The sequence below is a fragment of the Pseudoduganella sp. RAF19 genome, from assembly GCF_052114165.1.
Taxonomy (GTDB): Bacteria; Pseudomonadota; Gammaproteobacteria; order Burkholderiales; family Burkholderiaceae_D; genus Rugamonas.
In genome coordinates, this window is record NZ_JBFREF010000012.1 from 92,002 (window position 1) to 108,799 (window position 16,798).

Genomic DNA, 16,798 nt, shown 5'->3' on the forward strand with positions numbered 1-16,798 from the left:
CTCCTTAGCTCTTGGCTGCCGGGGCGTGTGCAGCGGGCGGCGGGGCGGGAATCGGCATGCCCTTCTCATCCACCTTCAGCACCTGAGGCGTGACTGGCGCGCCGGGGAAGGCGCGCAGCAGGCCGTCCACGATAATCAGTTCTCCTTCCTTCACGCCTTCCACCACGCGCATGCCGTCGATCAGGGCGCCAGGCTTCACATCGCGCTGTTCGACGATGTTGTTCTTGCCGACGACCAGAACGACTTTGCGCGTCTGGTCAGTGGTGACGGCGCGGTCGGGCACCACGGTTGCTGTGTAATTGCCGCTCCCGACTAGTTTCAAACGGGCGAACAGGCCAGGTATGAACTGGCCATCCTTGTTGTCGAACACTGCGCGGCCGCGCAGGGAAGCGGTGGCGGGATTCAGGCGGTTGTCCACGAAGTTCATCTTGCCTTCATGCGGGTAGCCTTCCTCATTGGCCAGGCCGAGGAAGATGATGTTTGGCGTATCGCGCGAAGAGACGCGCGTTCCTTCGCGGGCGGCCCGCATGTATTTCAGGTAGATCGCTTCGCTGGCATCGAAGTAAGCGTATACCTTGTCGGTGGAGACGACGGTGGTCAGCACAGGATCGCCCACATTCACCAGATTGCCTTCCGTGACATTGAAGCGCGAAGTCCGCCCTGCGATGGGCGAGGTGACGTTGGTGAATTCGAGATTGAGCTTGGCCTGGGTCAGGGCTGCTTCGCCGGCGCGGATCGAGGACTGTGAATTGTCCACTGCCGCCTTCAGCTGATCCAGCTCCTGCTGGCTGACGCCGCGTACCGCCACCAGCTTTTCGGCGCGCGCCAGTTCGGATTTATTCAGCGCCATCTGCGTGCGCGCCGCCTGCAGCTGAGCATCCGCGCGCGCTACTTCGGCCGCATAGGGGCGCGGATCTATAGTGAACAGCGGGTCGCCTTTCTTGACGATCTGGCCTTCCTTGAAGTGGACCTTCACCAGATTGCCTGCCACGCGCGCTCGCACGTCGACGGTGTCCGGTGCTTCGAGCCTGCCGGTGAATTCGTCGAACTCCTGGACCGTGCGCTTGACGACGGGAGCGACTGCAACGGCGGGCGGCTGGCCCTGCTGCTTGGATGGATCTTCCTTGGCGCCGCATGCGGCGAGGAGGACGACGACTGAGACAGAGACAATGCGTGCTGCGATTGTATTCATGGCGCGAACCCTTCAGAACTGCGTTGCACAGCGGGGGGTAACCGTTTATTACAGCGTCGCGCGCCAGAATATCATAAATATAATTAAGTTTAACTATGCCTATCGAAGAATGCCTGCGAGACTGCTGTAGTCGTCGGTCCAGAGGCGCTGGTTTGGTGATGGCGCCAGCGGCTGCGCGGCGCTGAAACGGGCCAGGCGCTCGGGCGGGCCGATCAGAACCCACTTCGCCGCATTGGTGCCGCGCGCCGGATTGCTGTGCGAGCTGACGATGTAGGCATGGCGGCCATAGTAGGCGGCCATTTTGCTCACCACCGGCGCCAGATTCAGGTAAAGGTTTGAGATCTGCACCGCCAGCACGCCGTCCGGCTTCAAGTGACGGAACCAGATGGCAAAAGCTTCGCGCGTGAGCAGGTGGGTGGGCACGGCGTCGCCGGAGAAGGCGTCCAGCATCAGCAAGTCGAAGTGCTGGGGCGCTTCGGATTCGAGGGTGAGGCGGCCGTCGCCCAGCGCCAGTTCGACCTTGCCGGGGCAATCACGCAGATAGGTGAAATGCGAGCTGGCGAACCGGCTGACCAGCGGATTGATTTCGTAGAAGCGGAAGACGTCACCGGCCTGGCAGTAGGCGGCCATGGTGCCTGCGCCGAGACCGATGATGCCGACGCGCTCTCCGGCGCCATCACGTGCGGCCTGCACGGCGATGCCGGCGCCACTATCGGTACCAAAATAGGCGGTGGGCCAGCGGCGGCGTGCCTGGTCGAGGTACTGGTAGCCATGCATGATGGCGCCGTGTTCCAGCTGACGCACGTGATCGTGCCCGCGCATGGCTTCCTGCACTTTGATGGTGCCGTAGAAGTTGCGGTCTTTGACTTCCTGGCTGCCGGGGCCGAACACGGTGCCGCCCCACATCATGGTCACCAGTGAGGCGGATACCAGCATCACCTTGGCCCAGCCACGGCCGATTTCATGCTTCCAGATCGCGGCAGCGACCACAATGAGTGTGGCGATGCAGGCGAGTGGGAGTTCGTAGTCGTCATTGAAGATCCGGGGCGCGAGCAGGGCGGTGAAAATGCCGCCAAGCGCGCCACCGCAGGCGATCATCAGGTAGAACGATGTCAGGTGCTTCGGCGCTGGCTTGAGGCGCGCCAGCTCGCCGTGGCAGCTCATGCAGAAGGCGAACACGCCGGCGCAGTACAAAGCGATCGGCCAGAAGATGCCGCGCGGGAGCAGGCTGGGATGGTCAATGCCGCCGATGAGCAGCGGCGTCAGGATCATCAGCAGTGGCAGGAAGATGCGGCGCTGATACCAGCGCGGGTTTTCGAAGCAGAGAATGAAGGTCAGCAGATAGATCGCCAGCGGCAGCACCCAGAGCAGGGGCATGGGGGCGATGTTCGCGGTCAGGTGACTGGTGGCCGCCATCAGGAAGACCGTCGGCACGGCGGCCAGTATGCACCATAGCAGCATGTCGCGCGTCGAGGGACCGCTGCCCTGCGCGCCGGCGCCGATGGACAGCGCCGACAGCGCGCCGATGGTACCGCCGCCCGCCGTGGCGAAATGGGCTTCGGGGCTGGCGTGATGAACGTGCTTCGATGAGCGCAAGGCCAGGCTCGCGCTGCAGGCGGCGAAGGCGATGAAGCCGATCGACCATCCTCCCGCGATCTGCGGCATGGTGAATTCGGGCTCGAAGAGCAGCGGGAAGCTGAGCAAGCCAAGCATCGAACCGAAATTGGACAGCGCGAACAGCCGGTAAGGCACGCTGCCCGGCCGCTCGCCTGCAAACCAGTGCTGCAGCAGCGGCCCGGTAGAGGACAGCACGAAGTAGGGCAGGCCGATGGTCGTTGCGAGCATCCCGAGCAGGAGCATGGCGGGATCGCTGGCCGGATCAGGCTTCCAGTAGACGCTTGGCGCTAGCGGCAAAGTCAGTATCGCGGCGACCAGCAGTGCGATGTGCAGCGCGGCCTGGCGGCGCGGCTTCAGATAGCGGGTGGTCAGGTGCGCATAAAAATATCCCAGCAGGAGCAGCACCTGGAACAGCAGCATGCAGGTGGTCCAGACGGCCGCCGATCCGCCGAACCACGGCAGAATCATCTTCCCCGCTACAGGCTGGACCTGGAACAGCAGAAAAGCGCTCAGAAAGATTGTTGCGGCATAAATAATGACCATTTATCTATATTAGGGCCATTCATACACAACAGGTGTTGGTTGAAGCCAACAGATGCAGCAAAAATCTCAAGCGCGCAGGACCAGGCTGGCTGCCAGCGCGATCATTGTGGCGCCCGTCAGCGCTTCGATGCCCTTCCAGACCATGGGGCGCTGGAACACCCCGGACAATTGCGCCGCACCGAAACCGAGGGCGGTGAACCAGAGCACGGATGCCGTCATCGCACCGAAGGAGAAGCCCATTCGCTGCTGGCTTTCCGGATAGCTGCCGCCGACGGAGCCGAGCAGCACGACGGTGTCGAGATAGACGTGCGGATTCAGCAGGGACAGCGCGACCACCGTGGTCAAGGCCTGGTGGGCATCCGGCGCGGCGGCTTCGGCGCCGAGGTTCAGCGATTTTGGCGTCAGCACGGAACGCCAGCTGCGCAGACCGTACCAGAGCAGGAAAGCGGCGCCCCCCCAGCGAGCGATGATCAGCAGGGTAGGAGAATTCTGAATGACGGCGCCAGCTCCGGCTACGCCCAGGGAGATCAGGACGATGTCGATGATGACGCAGGCAATCACCGTCAAGACGACGTGCTGTCGGCGGATTCCCATCCTTAACACATGCGCATTCTGAGCGCCGATGGCCATGATGAGGCTGGCTCCCAGGCCCAATCCGTTGACGTAGCTTTGCATTTCTTCCTCCTTTTTTGATGGCGGAATTGTCGCGCGGCTGGCGCTTGGAATGAAGCTGATTTAATATTTTTCAGTATTCATTAATTTCTCTAAACTTATGCTTCCCGATTCCCGTCAGAGCGAGGCCCTGCTTGCCATCGTCGACACCGGCAGTTTTGAGCAGGCGGCGGCGCAGCTGCATCTGACGCCGTCGGCTGTTTCCCAGCGCTTGGGCGCATTGGAAGCTGCGGTCGGCACGCCGCTGCTGATTCGTAGCCGGCCATGCCGTCCCACATCGGCCGGTCAGAAGCTGGTGCAATATCTGCGCCGCAGCCGATTACTGGAGCAGGAATTTCTGGCCGAATTGGCGGCGGACGACGCACAGCCCACGGCAATTGCTGTCGCGGTAAATAACGACACGCTGGGAACCTGGTTTCTGCCTGAATTGAGCGAATTCCTGATTCGCGAAAATATCCTGCTCGATATTATTCTGGACGATCAGGATCACACTTATACGCTGCTGGAAAAAGGGCTGGCGCTGGCCGGCGTATCCAGCGAGCCGAAACCCATGCGCGGATGCACGGCGCAATTTCTGGGAACCATGCGCTACCGAATGCTGGCGACGCCGGATTTCGTGCGGCGTTGGTTCCCCAATGGCTTTACTCGCGACGCGGGCAAAAAGGCGCCGCTTGCCACATTCGACCGCAAGGATTTACTGCAATCGAATTTCGTCAAGAAAGAACTGGGATTAATGCCGGGCGCTTATCCGGTCATTTATGTGCCCGCCAGCGATCCATTTGTGCACGCGATCAGGCTGGGCTTGGGTTATGGCATGCTGCCGGTTCAGCAATATGAAGACATGCTTGAAACCGGAGAATTGCTGGACCTGGCACCAGGAAAATATAAGGACGTTGAGCTCTACTGGCATTCCTGGCGCGTGCAGTCGCCGAAGCTGGAAAAGCTGACGGAGCAGGTGATCGCCGCCGCAGCGCGGGCATTGGGGCCACATGCCGAAAACTAGCTGAATCGCGCCAGGAGTTGGCGCGATCAGAAATAAAAAAGCCCGCCGAGGCGGGCTTTGAATTAATACATCCAGAACATGCGCTGGATTTCTTTGGTGTTATTCGTTTTGGTGAGTGCCAGCATCAAGAGAATACGGGCTTTCTGGGCATTCAGCGTATCGGATGCCACGAAGTCCAGTTCATCGTCATTTGCTTCGCCATTGCGGGCCACAATACCCTGACCAACGCGGCTGGCGCGAACGATAATCGTGCCATTCTTGCGAGCTGCGATGAGCGCAGGCTTAACTTTGGCAGCCAGACTGCCATCACCAGTGCCGGCGTGAATAATGCCTTTGGCGCCTGCCGAAATAAATGCATTCAGCGCAACCGGGCTCATATTCGCATAGCCATATACGATATCGACTTGCGGCAGGGACTGCAGATTCGAAATGTCGAATTCGGTTTCTACGGTATGGCGGCGGGTGGAAACATGGTAGAAGTAAGGCTTATTACCTTGCATATAACCCAGCATGCCCAGTTCCGGCGTTTTAAACGAATCCGGCGTCGAGGTATTGGTCTTGGTCACGTCGCGCGCGCCCTGGATTTGATCGTTCAGGGAAACCAGAACGCCTTTGCCAATTGCCTCCTGGCTGCCGGCCAGAATAACGGCGTTATAAAGATTCAGCGGACCATCAGCGGACAAAGCGGTGCCCGGACGCATGGCGCCAACCACCACCACCGGTTTGCGGCTCTTCACCACCAGGTTCAGGAAGTAAGCGGTTTCCTCCAGCGTGTCAGTGCCGTGGGTAATCACGATGCCATCCACGTTCGGCTGGGCCAGCAGGGTGTTCACGCGCTTGGCCAGGGTCAGCCAGTGCTCGTTGGTCATGCTCTCGCTGGCAATCTGGAACACTTGTTCGCCGGTCACGTTGGCGACCTTGCTCAGTTCCGGCACGGCATTGATCAGCTGTTGCACGCCGACGGTGGCAGCGGTATAGCCGACGGTCGTGGTCGAAGTGGCGCCGCTGCCGGCAATCGTGCCGCCGGTCGCCAGGATCATCACGTTAGGAAGTTTCTCAGCGTGGACGCTGAAAGCGAGCAGTAAGGAAAAGAGCGCGACAATGAATCGCATGGTCTGTTGACGAAGCATGAAATCTCCTGGGGAAACGGGAATGGGACGCATCTTATAGTAGTGGAGCCGTTTCGGAAACGTTTTATATATGGCATTTGTCTGAATTCTGGTGCAGTATGTCGTAGTCGGTTTCAAAATGATTTTTGCTGCAACGCAATAGCGTATGACGGGGGAACGTTGGAGACAGATGCACTCAGCCTGGCGGTTGTCATGCAAAGACGCCCGCTGAAAAGCCGCTGGCAACCGTATCAGTGGCAGCCTTGTGAGGTGGTGGTATCGCCGTGGGTGCGCGATGGCGCGCCGCGCTGTCTGCACGACGACCCATCCGACACGCGCTGGTTATATACCGGCTTCGAACTGCGCCTGTATTCCGATGAGGCGGAGGGGTATTTTCTCAATCTCGATTCGCGCGCGCCTTGCTGGTTTGTCATGTGGCGCATGAACGATGCCGAGCTGGCCGTTCCGCAGGTCGTTACCCTTTCCTATAATGAAGCTGCACGCATGATGGATGGCGGGGAGCAGGTCGATACCTTGCCCGCGCCGCCGTATATCGTGCGCCAGCTGGAGTCCTTCGTTCAGGAGTTTTACCGCCCTGAGCCGAAGCGAAAGCGCCGCAAGCCTTCGTTCGAAGGCGGGGCGGCAGTTCAGGAAATGGCGGAACAGGAGGTGATGCGCCGTGGCCGCTGAAACCTTCTTCGCGCGCTGGTCGCGCCGCAAGAGTGAGGCGAACCAGGAAGTCGCCGCGGTCCCTGTTGTACCTGAAGCAGACGCTCCCACCGAAGACGCTCCCACCCTGGAGCAGGTCGCCGCTCTCGGCGTGCATGACGATTTCACTCCCTTTGTCGCCCGCGGCGTGGACGAAACCGTGCGCCGCGCGGCCATGAAAAAGATATTCTCCGATCCACACTTTAATGTGATGGATGGATTGGATACTTATATCGAGGACTACAACAAGTTCGTGCCCATGACGGCCACCATGATCGCGGCGCTGAATCACGCGAAGGATTTGCTCGATCCGCTGGCGACGATCGCGCGCGAGGAGGCGGCCAGTGCGGGCACGTTGCCGGCATCACGCACCGCCATGGCGCCCGCCGCTGGGAACACCGCCGCCAACGCACAAGCCGCGCGTGCAGCCGCCCCTTCGGCCGCTGCCGCCGCTGCCGCCCAAGCTGTCGATGGCGCCCACGATGCCGGCTCTGCTGCCTCCGCCGCCCCCGCAGGCGACGCCGTCGATGTCGCCTCCGCGGCTGGCGCCGTCGCGCCGCAGGGCGCGCGCGTCACAATCTTCCCAGCCGAAAGCCAGGATGCCGATGAACACACGGATCAAAGTCTGTAACTGCAACCACACCATGCCGGTGGATGGCCAGGCGCTTGGCGCGGCGTTGGGGGAGGGCGCGTTGCCGGTGGCTTCGCAGCTGTGCCGCCGCGAGGTGGACAACTACATCAATACGCTGGAAGGCGGCGAGCGCCTCGTGGTCGCCTGCACGCAGGAACAGCCGCTGTTCGAAGAACTGGCGGAAATGAAGCAGACCGTCGCGCCGCTGCGCTTCGTGAACATCCGCGAAACCGGCGGATGGAGCAGCGAGTCGGCGCATGTCACGCCAAAGCTGGCAGCCCTGCTGGCCGCAGCACGCCTGCCTGATCCCGAGCCGGTGCCGGAAGTCGAATACCAATCCGAAGGCCGCGTCCTGCTGATGGGGCCTGCCGAGCGCGTGCTGCGCTGGGCCAGGCGGCTGGAGCGTGAACTGCAGGTGAGCGTGCTGCTGACCAGCGGCGACGCCTCGCTCACTGGCCGCCAGTGGCCCACCTGGACCGGCGCGCAGTCGCGCGTCGAAGGCTGGCTGGGCGCCTTCAAAGCCAGCTGGCAGCAAGCCAACCCGATCGACCTCGATCTTTGCACCCGCTGCAATGCCTGCATCAAAGCCTGTCCGGAAAACGCGATCGATCTGATGTATCAGGTCAATCTGAATGCCTGCAAAGACCATCGCGACTGCGTATCCGCCTGCGGCGCCATCGGCGCCATCAATTTCGACCGCCGCGACACCGAGCGAGAAGCCGAATTCGACCTGATCTTCGACCTGCACGAAACCCCGCTGCTGCGCATGCACCAGCTTCCGCAAGGCTACTTCGCCCCCGGCGCCGACGAAACCAAAGCCGCCGAACAGGCGCTCCAGTTGACGGAATTAGTCGGCATCTTCAGCAAACCGCGCTTCTTCCAATACAAAGACAGCATCTGCGCCCACAGCCGCAGCAAGCAGCCGGGCTGCAATGCCTGCATCGACATCTGTTCGGCGGAAGCGATCAGCGCAAACGGCGACCATATCAAGGTCAACCCGAGCCTGTGCGCTGGCTGCGGCGCCTGTGCCACGGTGTGCCCGTCCGGCGCACTGAGTTATGTGTACCCGCGCGCCTCGGATCTCGGCGCGACCATCAAGACCATGCTGGCGACTTACGCCAGGGCAGGCGGCAAGCGTCCCGCGCTGCTGCTGCATGGCGAAGGGCAGGGTGCGGAGCTGATATTGCAGCTTGGCCAGCTGGCGGGGGCGGGCGCCGCGCAAGGCCTGCCCGCGCGCGTGATCCCGCTGGCGCTGCATCACATCGCCTCGACGGGCATCGACGTCTGGCTGTCCGCCGTGGCCTATGGCGCATCCAACATCCTGGTGCTGGCTACGGGCGAGGAAGCCCCGCAACATTGCGAAGCGCTGGAACAGCAAATGGACATTGCGCAAACCATCCTGAATGCGCTTGGCTACTCCGGCCAGCACATGCAGCTGCTGCGCGCGAATAATGCGATGGAACTCGATACCGCACTGCGCCGTGTCGAGGCAGGGCTCACGCCCGCGCAGCCCGCGACCTTCAACCTGGCAGCACTCAAGCGCAACACGCTGGACTACGCGCTGACCCATCTGCTGGCGCAGGCGCCGCAACCGCAGCAGGAAATCGCGCTGCCGCACGGCGCGCCATTCGGCACGCTGGCCGTGAACAAGGATAGCTGCACGCTGTGCATGGCCTGCGTCGGCGCCTGTCCCGAATCGGCGCTGGCGGACAATCCCAATCTGCCGCAGCTGCGCTTCACTGAAACCAATTGCGTGCAATGCGGTCTGTGCGAAAAAACCTGCCCGGAAAACGCCATCACGCTCACGCTACGCCTGTTGCTCACGCCGGAAGCAAAACAGCCGCGCGTGATGAATGAGGCCCAGCCCTATCACTGCATCCGCTGCGACAAGCCTTTTGGCACGCTGCAAATGGTCGAGAACATGGTGGCCAGGCTGTCCGCGCACGGCGCCTTCGCCGGCAATCTGGATCGCCTGCGCATGTGTTCCGACTGCCGCGTGATCGACATGATGCAGCCGGCGAAAGAAGTGTCCATCCTGGAGGTCAAGCGTCAATGAATGAAATGAGCCTGCATTTCGAACGCAAGGATGAGGGTGAGGAAGCCGCGCGCGCTGAGCTGTATGCGGTGCTGGCCATGCTGTTCTATGCCCCGCCGATGCAGGACCTGCTGGACGAAATCGGGCCGACGCCGGTGGAGGGCGACGGCATCCTGGTGGAAGCCTGGCGCGGCCTGCAGCAAGCCTGCCGCGACACCAGCGCAGACCAGGCGCGCGACGAATACGAAACACTGTTCATCGGCGTCGGCAAGCCGGAGCTCTTCCTGTACGGTTCCTACTACCTGTCCGGCTTCATGATGGAAAAGCCGCTGGCCAATCTGCGCGCCGACCTGGCGCAACTCGGCGTAGAACGGGTGGACGATATGCCTGAGAGCGAAGACCACTTCGCTGCCCTGTGCGACGTCATGCGCTTCCTGATCACCTCGGAGGAAGTGCTGCATGGCAGCATAGCAACGCAGAAGGAATTCTTTACGACCCATATCCAGCCCTGGGCGGACCGCATGTGCGACGCGATCCGCCATCATCCGCAGGCGCGCTTTTACCGCGCCGTGGCGGCGTTAGCCCAGGCATTCATCGCCGTGGAAGCGCAGGCGTTTGATATGAGTTGAGCAGTAAGCGCGTCACTTATAAAAGTGTGCTAATGTAAATTAGTTATCTTTAGAAGCAAGGCATCTTCCCTGACAAGGAGACCGTGATGTCCACGCAATCGAAGACTGGCCGCAGGACCTTTTTTGCCGGATTGGGCGCAGTCGCCGCCGCCGGCGTCGCGGCAAAACTGGCTTCCCGCCCCGCTGAAACGGAAGCCGCACCGGAACCCGCAGATCCGCCGGGTCCGGGCTACCGAGTGACCGAACATATCAAGAAGTATTACCGCACCACCAAAATATAAAGTGGGGAGGGGAACATCATGCTCTTGACGCGTAAGGGGCCTGCGGGCCAGCGTTCGTCCGGACGATTTGCGGCCAGCCTGGGCGACAGCCTGTCGCGCGCGCTGCCGACCATGGACCGCCGCGCATTTCTGAAGCGCTCCGGCATTGGTGTCGGCGTCGGCCTGGCAGCCACGCAATTCCAGCTGGTGCGCAAGGCGCAGGCCAAGGATGAAGCGGCGGCCGCTTCCAAACCCGTGGTGCGGCGTACCGTATGCTCGCACTGCTCGGTGGGCTGCTCGGTCGATGCGATCGTGGAGAATGGCGTGTGGGTGCGCCAGGAGCCGGTATTCGATTCGCCCATCAATCTCGGTTCGCACTGCGCAAAAGGCGCGGCGCTGCGCGAGCACGGACATGGCGAGCATCGCCTGAAATACCCGATGAAGCTGGTGGATGGCAAATACCAGCGCATCAGCTGGGACCAGGCGCTGAAAGAAGTATCGGAAAAGCTGCTGGCCATGAAGAAGGCGAATGGCCCGGATTCGGTGTTCTTCGTCGGCTCGTCCAAGCACAATAATGAGCAGTCGGCGCTGCTGCGCAAATTCGTGTCCTTCTTCGGCACCAATAACTGCGATCACCAGGCGCGCATCTGCCACTCGACCACGGTGGCGGGTGTGGCGAACACCTGGGGCTACGGCGCCATGACCAACAGCTACAACGATATGCAGAACTCGAAAGCTGCCATGTATATCGGTTCGAATGCTGCGGAGGCGCACCCGGTGTCGATGCTGCACATGCTGCATTCGAAGGAAACCGGCTGCAAGATGATCGTGGTCGATCCGCGCTTCACGCGTACGGCGGCCAAGGCCGACCACTACATCCGCATCCGTTCCGGCTCGGACATTCCCTTCCTGTACGGGATGCTGTGGCATATCTTCAAGAACGGCTGGGAAGACAAGGAATACATCAAGGCCCGCGTATTCGGCATGGACAAGGTGCGCGAGGAAGTCGCCAAGTGGACGCCGGACAAAGTCGAGGAAGCGTGCGGCGTGCCCGAAGCCGAGGTGCTGTACGCGGCCGAGACCATGGCCAAGAACCGTCCCTCCACGGTCGTGTGGTGTATGGGCCAGACCCAGCACAGCATCGGCAACGCCATCGTGCGCGCATCCTGCATCCTGCAGCTGGCGCTGGGCAATGTGGGCGTGAGCGGCGGCGGCACCAATATCTTCCGCGGCCACGACAATGTGCAGGGCGCCACCGACGTAGGGCCGAACCCGGATTCGCTGCCGGCCTACTACGGCCTGGCCACCGGCGCCTGGAAGCACTGGTGCAATGTGTGGGGCGTCGATTACGAATGGGTGAAAGCCCAGTTTGCATCGCAGGCCATGATGGAAAAATCCGGCACCACGGTGTCGCGCTGGGTCGACGCGGTGCTGGAAAAGAATGAGCTGATCGACCAGGACAGCAATGTGAAGGCGATGGTGTTCTGGGGCCACGCGCCGAACTCGCAGACGCGCGGTCTGGAAATGAAGAAGGCTTTCGACAAGCTGGATCTGCTGGTGGTAATCGACCCGTATCCATCGGCGACTGCCGCCATGGCCGCCATGAAAGTGGAGGGCCAGGAAGTCAATCCGAACCGCGCCGTCTACCTGCTGCCGGCTGCAACCCAGTTCGAAACTTCCGGCTCGGTGACCGCATCCAACCGCTCGCTCCAGTGGCGTGAAAAAGTGATCGAACCGCTGTTCGAATCGCGCACCGACCACATGATCATGTATCAGCTGGCGGAAAAGCTGGGCTTCGGCAAGCAGCTGGTGGCCAAGCTGAAACTGGTGCCGGGCAAGGGCGGCATGATGGAGCCGGAACCGGAATCCATGCTGGTCGAGATCAACCGCGGCAGCTGGACCATCGGCTACACGGGCCAGTCGCCGGAGCGCTTGAAGTCGCACATGCGCAATATGCATATGTTCGACGTGAAGACCCTGCGCTGCAAAGGCGGCAAGGACCCGATCACCGGCTACGACCTCACCGGCGACTATTTTGGCCTGCCGTGGCCTTGCTACGGCACGCCGGAACTCAAGCATCCCGGCTCGGCCAATCTGTACGACACCAGTAAGCACGTGATGGATGGCGGCGGCAATTTCCGCGCCAACTTCGGCGTGGAGAAGGACGGTGTCAATCTGCTGGCGGAAGACGGCTCGTTCTCGCTGGGTTCCGACATCACTACCGGCTATCCGGAATTCGACCATGTGCTGCTGAAAAAGCTGGGCTGGTGGGAGGATCTGACCGAGGCCGAGCAGAAAGCGGCCGAAGGCAAGAACTGGAAGACCGATCTGTCCGGCGGCATTCAGCGGGTGTGCCTGAAGGTGCACGGCGTTCATCCGTTCGGCAATGCCAAGGCGCGCGCGGTGGTGTGGAACTTCCCCGATCCGGTACCGCTGCACCGCGAGCCGATCTACGGCACGCGGCCGGACCTGGTCGAGAAGTACCCGACCCACGACGACAAGAAAGCCTTCTGGCGCATGCCGACGCTGTACAAGACCCTGCAGCAGAAGAATGTGCAGGAGGGACTGGCCAAGAAATTCCCGATCATTCTGACGTCGGGACGTCTGGTCGAATACGAAGGCGGCGGCGAGGAAACCCGTTCGAATCCCTGGCTGGCCGAGCTGCAGCAGGAGAACTTCGTGGAGATCAATCCGCAGGCGGCGTCCGAGCGCGGCATCCGCAACGGCGATTACGTGATCGTGTCCACGCCGACCGGCGCGCGCATCAAGGTAAGGGCGCTGGTCACGCAGCGCGTGGGACCGGATACGGCCTTCATCCCGTTCCACTTCTCCGGCTGGTGGCAGGGCAAAGACATGCTGGAGTGGTATCCGGAGGGCGCGGCGCCGATCGTGCGCGGCGAGGCGGTCAACACCGCCACCACCTACGGTTACGACTCGGTGACCATGATGCAGGAAACTAAAACCACAATCTGCAATATCGAACGCTTCACGGCGTGAGGGGACAGCCATGGCACGAATGAAATTCATCTGCGATACCGAACGCTGTATCGAGTGTAATGCCTGCGCTACCGCGTGCAAGAACGAGCACGAAGTCCCGTGGGGCGTGAACCGCCGCCGTGTCGTAACCATCAACGACGGCATCGTCGGCCAGGAGAAATCCGTCTCCGTGGCCTGCATGCACTGCTCGGACGCGCCCTGCATGGCGGTCTGCCCGGTGGACTGCTTCTACCGCACCGACGAGGGTGTGGTCCTGCACAACAAGGACGCCTGCATCGGCTGCGGCTACTGCTCCTACGCCTGCCCGTTCGGCGCCCCGCAGTTCCCGTCCAACGGCACCTTCGGCCTGCGCGGCAAGATGGACAAATGCACCTTCTGCGCCGGCGGCCCGGAAGAAAACGGCTCGCAGGCCGAGTTCGAAAAATATGGCCGCAACCGCCTGTCCGAAGGCAAGCTGCCAGCCTGTGCCGAGATGTGCTCCACCAAGGCATTGCTGGGCGGTGATGGCGATGTAGTGGCGGATATCTTCCGCACCCGCGTGATCACGCGCGGCAAGGGCAGCGAAGTCTGGGGCTGGGGCACAGCCTATGGCAAAAAGCCGGAAGGAGCGAAATCATGAAAGCTTTCGTGATCCTGGCCGCGCTGGCGCTGAGCGCCTGCGGCGATGTGGACCAGTCCATGACCGGCACCAAGGTAAGCCGCGGCGACGAACCTGCCTACAAAGGTGCGCATGACCAGTACATGGCCAAGGGCTGGGAACCCGGCAAGCAGGACGCCTGGGACAAGCAGATCCGCGAACGCGGCCAGCTGCAGAACGAGTACCCGCGGACCAACCGCTAAGGGGAGGGCGCATCATGCAACGATGGCTTGCAATCCTCGCGCTGGCTGGTGCCTCGCTCGCGATGCCGCATGCACATGCCGACGCGCCGCCGCGCACCGCCGCGCAGCCTGCGGCATCGGCGGCAGCCGGTACGCCGGCCATGCCGGCAACCGTCAGCACCACCGCGCCGGCCAGTGCCAAGGCCACCGAGGCCGCTGATCCGTCCAGGCGCAAGGCCGAGAACGCGACTGGCCCCGGCGCCGAGACGCCCGGCCCGACCGCTCCCGGCGTGGCGCTGAAAGGTCCGGTGCCGGATGCGCGTGCGCCTGGCGCGCCGTATGTGGAATCGGTGGACATCCTGAAACAGAATCAGGCCGAACGCACGCAAACCCAGCCTGGCAATAACGCGCCGACCTGGCGTCTGGTGAAATCCGGCGTAGAGAATTACGCCAGCCTGCCTTACCGCGAGGCGGGCATTCTGATTCAGGCCAAGGCCCAGTATCCCGGCCAGAGCGTGCCAACCACGGCAGGCGAGGCATGGCGCCGCTTCCGCAATGGCCCGATGATGGTCGTCGGCGGCTGGCTGCTGCTGGTGACCATCGCAGCGCTGGCTGGATTCTATTTTACGGTGGGGGAGCTCAAGCTGAAGCGTCCGCGTACCGGCCGCCTGATCGAACGCTTCACTTCCGTTGAACGCATCACGCACTGGACCACGGCAATCTGCTTCGTGATCCTGATGGTGTCGGGGCTGACCATGCTGTTCGGGAAGTTCGTGCTGATGCCGATTATGGGGCATACCCTGTTCGGCTACCTGACCTATCTGCTGAAGACCCTGCACAACTTCGTCGGTCCGCTGTTCACGGTGGCGCTGATTCTGACCTTCATCATCTTCGTCAAGGACAATTTCCCGATTGCGGCGGACTTCAAGTGGATCTTCACGCTGGGCGGCGCCCTAAGCCACGGCCACGCAAGCTCCGGCCGCTTCAATGCTGGCGAAAAGCTCTGGTTCTGGGGCGGCGTCACCGTGCTTGGCCTGACGGTGGCGGCATCCGGCTTCGTGCTGGATCGCATCGTGCCCAATCTCGATTACACGCGCTCACTGATGCAGGATGCCAACCTGATCCACCTGTGCGCGGCGGTGCTGATGTCCGCCTTCGCGCTGGGCCACATTTACATGGGCACCATCGGCATGGAAGGTGCCTACCGCGCCATGCGCGACGGCTATGTGGACGATGAATGGGCGATCGAGCACCACGACATCTGGTACGACCAGATCCAGAAAGGCGAAGTGCCGCGCGTGCGTACGCAGGAAGGCGCAGCGACGGTTGGCACGGCACCCAAGACCGTTTGAGGAGACAGCGATGAACAAAGCACTGAGCGCCGCGCTGGCGCTGGCAGGATTGGTTGCACTGGCTCCGTTCGCGCAGGCCAAGCTGCCAGCGCCAAGTCCGGAAGCGAAAGCCAAGGCCGATGAAACCAAGGCCAAGACTGCGTGGAGCGACAAGGTCGCGGCCTACAAGCTTTGCCTGGTGCAGGACAAGGTCGCCGCCGACTACTTCAAGCACAAGGGCGCAGGCAAGAAGGCGTCCATGCCGACGCCGCCTTGCGCCGACCCGGGGCCGTACGTCGCCCAGGTCGCTGAGGTAGGCGTGGCCGACTCCAAGCCGGTTCCCGAAGCCGGTTCCAAACAGCCACCGCCGCAAAAGAAATGAGCTACCGTCCGCAAATGACGCAGGCCAGCGCCGCATTGACCCGCGAGGTCGAGGTGCTGGATGAAAAAGGGCGCAGCTCGCTGATCTCCATTCCCGCCGAACGGCCGCTGACGGTCTACGTCGACAAGCGCGAACTGGTCACGCTGATGACCCTGGGCGGCGCGCCCGAACTGCTGACGCTGGGCTACCTGCGCAACCAGCGCCTGGTGAGCAGCCTGAAAGAGATCGTCTCCATCACGGTGGACTGGGAAGTCGATGCCGTGGCCGTTAAAACGCGCCATGGCATCGCCGACGTTGAAGCCCGTACCTCCAGGAAGGTGGTGACCACCGGCTGCGGCCAGGGCTCGGTATTCGGCGGCCTGATGGACGAAATCGAAAAGATCCACCTGCCGCAGGACGCGCGCCTGCACCAGGGCACGCTGTACCGCATTGTCGATACCATTCGCACCCAGCAATCGATCTACAAACAGGCCGGCTCGGTGCACGGCTGCGCGCTGTTCAACGCAGCGGGTGATTTGCTGTGGTTCGTGGAAGATGTGGGCCGCCACAATGCGGTCGACGCGATTGCGGGCATGATGTGGCTGGAAGGGATGGAAGGCGGCGACAAGGTGTTCTACACCACGGGCCGCCTGACCTCTGAGATGGTGATCAAAGGCGCGCAGATGGGCATTCCTTTCCTGCTGTCCCGCTCGGGGACGACGCAGATGGGGCATATGGTCGCCGAACAAGTCGGAATGACCCTATTGGCCCGCTGCACGGGCAAGCACTTCCTCTTGTTAACCGGCAAAGAGCGCCTCATTTTCCAGCCAGAGTTATTGGAACTGCGGGCGGACGTGCTGCGCTACGCCTGAAAAAACCCGCCGCAGCGGG

At 62.0% G+C, this 16,798-nt stretch carries 16 protein-coding genes; 12 read left to right on the forward strand and 4 right to left on the reverse strand.

Annotated elements, in window-relative coordinates; translation table 11 throughout:
* Positions 1 to 4: 4 nt before the first annotated feature.
* The 3 genes from AB4Z19_RS27285 to AB4Z19_RS27295 form a co-directional block, all read right to left on the reverse strand.
* Positions 5 to 1,192 carry an efflux RND transporter periplasmic adaptor subunit gene (locus AB4Z19_RS27285; RefSeq protein ID WP_442022860.1) on the reverse strand — a complete coding sequence of 396 codons (1,188 nt, stop codon included), beginning with the start codon at positions 1,190 to 1,192 and terminating at the stop codon, positions 5 to 7.
* Between the two features lie 99 nt (positions 1,193 to 1,291).
* Positions 1,292 to 3,277 (reverse strand): spermidine synthase, encoded by a 1,986-nt coding sequence (locus AB4Z19_RS27290; RefSeq protein WP_442036702.1) that lies wholly within the window; start codon positions 3,275 to 3,277, stop codon positions 1,292 to 1,294.
* A gap of 141 nt (positions 3,278 to 3,418) precedes the next feature.
* Complete coding sequence (locus AB4Z19_RS27295) at positions 3,419 to 4,027, reverse strand: LysE/ArgO family amino acid transporter (protein WP_442022862.1); 609 nt, start codon at positions 4,025 to 4,027, stop codon at positions 3,419 to 3,421.
* Positions 4,028 to 4,124: 97 nt separating this feature from the next.
* Between AB4Z19_RS27295 and AB4Z19_RS27300 the strand changes: the two genes are divergently transcribed.
* Positions 4,125 to 5,027 (forward strand): LysR family transcriptional regulator ArgP, encoded by a 903-nt coding sequence (locus AB4Z19_RS27300; RefSeq protein WP_442022863.1) that lies wholly within the window; start codon positions 4,125 to 4,127, stop codon positions 5,025 to 5,027.
* A 62-nt stretch (positions 5,028 to 5,089) separates the two neighbouring features.
* Here AB4Z19_RS27300 and AB4Z19_RS27305 read toward each other — a convergent pair whose 3' ends face one another.
* A complete protein-coding gene (locus tag AB4Z19_RS27305) occupies positions 5,090 to 6,139 on the reverse strand; it encodes a type II asparaginase (RefSeq protein WP_442022867.1) in 1,050 nt (349 codons plus the stop codon).
* Positions 6,140 to 6,349: 210 nt separating this feature from the next.
* On the opposite strand from AB4Z19_RS27305, the gene AB4Z19_RS27310 reads away from it, so the two are divergent.
* The 11 genes from AB4Z19_RS27310 (at position 6,350) to AB4Z19_RS27360 (ending at position 16,779) form a co-directional block, all read left to right on the forward strand.
* Positions 6,350 to 6,826, forward strand: coding sequence for a DUF3305 domain-containing protein (locus tag AB4Z19_RS27310; RefSeq protein ID WP_442022864.1), 477 nt, complete (start codon positions 6,350 to 6,352; stop codon positions 6,824 to 6,826).
* A complete protein-coding gene (locus tag AB4Z19_RS27315; RefSeq protein WP_442022865.1) occupies positions 6,816 to 7,475 on the forward strand; it encodes a DUF3306 domain-containing protein in 660 nt (219 codons plus the stop codon). Before AB4Z19_RS27310 ends, AB4Z19_RS27315 begins: the two co-directional genes overlap by 11 nt.
* A complete protein-coding gene (locus AB4Z19_RS27320) occupies positions 7,450 to 9,531 on the forward strand; it encodes a 4Fe-4S binding protein (RefSeq protein WP_442036704.1) in 2,082 nt (693 codons plus the stop codon). The genes AB4Z19_RS27315 and AB4Z19_RS27320 overlap by 26 nt, the downstream gene beginning before the upstream one ends.
* The gene (locus AB4Z19_RS27325) at positions 9,528 to 10,139 is read left to right on the forward strand and encodes a TorD/DmsD family molecular chaperone (protein WP_442036706.1); all 612 of its coding nucleotides are present in this window, start codon (positions 9,528 to 9,530) and stop codon (positions 10,137 to 10,139) included. Before AB4Z19_RS27320 ends, AB4Z19_RS27325 begins: the two co-directional genes overlap by 4 nt.
* Positions 10,140 to 10,225: 86 nt before the next feature.
* Entirely contained in the window at positions 10,226 to 10,420 is a 195-nt protein-coding gene (locus tag AB4Z19_RS27330; RefSeq protein ID WP_442029058.1) for a hypothetical protein, read from the forward strand.
* 18 nt (positions 10,421 to 10,438) lie between these two features.
* Positions 10,439 to 13,396 (forward strand): formate dehydrogenase subunit alpha, encoded by a 2,958-nt coding sequence (locus AB4Z19_RS27335; RefSeq protein WP_442036708.1) that lies wholly within the window; start codon positions 10,439 to 10,441, stop codon positions 13,394 to 13,396.
* 10 nt (positions 13,397 to 13,406) lie between these two features.
* On the forward strand, positions 13,407 to 14,015 hold the full coding sequence (fdh3B, locus tag AB4Z19_RS27340) for a formate dehydrogenase FDH3 subunit beta (protein WP_442036710.1): 609 nt from the start codon (positions 13,407 to 13,409) through the stop codon (positions 14,013 to 14,015).
* A complete protein-coding gene (locus AB4Z19_RS27345) occupies positions 14,012 to 14,236 on the forward strand; it encodes a hypothetical protein (RefSeq protein WP_442025899.1) in 225 nt (74 codons plus the stop codon). Before fdh3B ends, AB4Z19_RS27345 begins: the two co-directional genes overlap by 4 nt.
* Positions 14,237 to 14,250: 14 nt before the next feature.
* Positions 14,251 to 15,567 (forward strand): formate dehydrogenase subunit gamma, encoded by a 1,317-nt coding sequence (locus AB4Z19_RS27350; RefSeq protein ID WP_442036712.1) that lies wholly within the window; start codon positions 14,251 to 14,253, stop codon positions 15,565 to 15,567.
* 10 nt (positions 15,568 to 15,577) lie between these two features.
* Positions 15,578 to 15,928, forward strand: a complete 351-nt coding sequence (locus AB4Z19_RS27355; protein WP_442025897.1) for a hypothetical protein — start codon at positions 15,578 to 15,580, stop codon at positions 15,926 to 15,928.
* Entirely contained in the window at positions 15,925 to 16,779 is an 855-nt protein-coding gene (locus tag AB4Z19_RS27360; RefSeq protein WP_442025896.1) for a formate dehydrogenase accessory sulfurtransferase FdhD, read from the forward strand. The genes AB4Z19_RS27355 and AB4Z19_RS27360 overlap by 4 nt, the downstream gene beginning before the upstream one ends.
* Positions 16,780 to 16,798: the final 19 nt, after the last annotated feature.

Excerpts from the sequence above, each read along its gene's own strand:
- AB4Z19_RS27285 (WP_442022860.1), bottom strand. The coding sequence starts at position 1,192 with ATGAATACAATCGCAGCACGCATTGTCTCTGTCTCAGTCGTCGTCCTC.
- AB4Z19_RS27290 (WP_442036702.1), bottom strand. The coding sequence starts at position 3,277 with ATGATTCTGCCGTGGTTCGGCGGATCGGCGGCCGTCTGGACCACCTGC.
- AB4Z19_RS27295 (WP_442022862.1), bottom strand. The coding sequence starts at position 4,027 with ATGCAAAGCTACGTCAACGGATTGGGCCTGGGAGCCAGCCTCATCATG.
- AB4Z19_RS27300 (WP_442022863.1), top strand. The coding sequence starts at position 4,125 with ATGCTTCCCGATTCCCGTCAGAGCGAGGCCCTGCTTGCCATCGTCGAC.
- AB4Z19_RS27305 (WP_442022867.1), bottom strand. The coding sequence starts at position 6,139 with ATGCGATTCATTGTCGCGCTCTTTTCCTTACTGCTCGCTTTCAGCGTC.
- AB4Z19_RS27310 (WP_442022864.1), top strand. The coding sequence starts at position 6,350 with ATGCAAAGACGCCCGCTGAAAAGCCGCTGGCAACCGTATCAGTGGCAG.
- AB4Z19_RS27320 (WP_442036704.1), top strand. The coding sequence starts at position 7,450 with ATGAACACACGGATCAAAGTCTGTAACTGCAACCACACCATGCCGGTG.
- AB4Z19_RS27325 (WP_442036706.1), top strand. The coding sequence starts at position 9,528 with ATGAATGAAATGAGCCTGCATTTCGAACGCAAGGATGAGGGTGAGGAA.
- AB4Z19_RS27330 (WP_442029058.1), top strand. The coding sequence starts at position 10,226 with ATGTCCACGCAATCGAAGACTGGCCGCAGGACCTTTTTTGCCGGATTG.
- AB4Z19_RS27335 (WP_442036708.1), top strand. The coding sequence starts at position 10,439 with ATGCTCTTGACGCGTAAGGGGCCTGCGGGCCAGCGTTCGTCCGGACGA.
- fdh3B (WP_442036710.1), top strand. The coding sequence starts at position 13,407 with ATGGCACGAATGAAATTCATCTGCGATACCGAACGCTGTATCGAGTGT.
- AB4Z19_RS27345 (WP_442025899.1), top strand. The coding sequence starts at position 14,012 with ATGAAAGCTTTCGTGATCCTGGCCGCGCTGGCGCTGAGCGCCTGCGGC.
- AB4Z19_RS27350 (WP_442036712.1), top strand. The coding sequence starts at position 14,251 with ATGCAACGATGGCTTGCAATCCTCGCGCTGGCTGGTGCCTCGCTCGCG.
- AB4Z19_RS27355 (WP_442025897.1), top strand. The coding sequence starts at position 15,578 with ATGAACAAAGCACTGAGCGCCGCGCTGGCGCTGGCAGGATTGGTTGCA.
- AB4Z19_RS27360 (WP_442025896.1), top strand. The coding sequence starts at position 15,925 with ATGAGCTACCGTCCGCAAATGACGCAGGCCAGCGCCGCATTGACCCGC.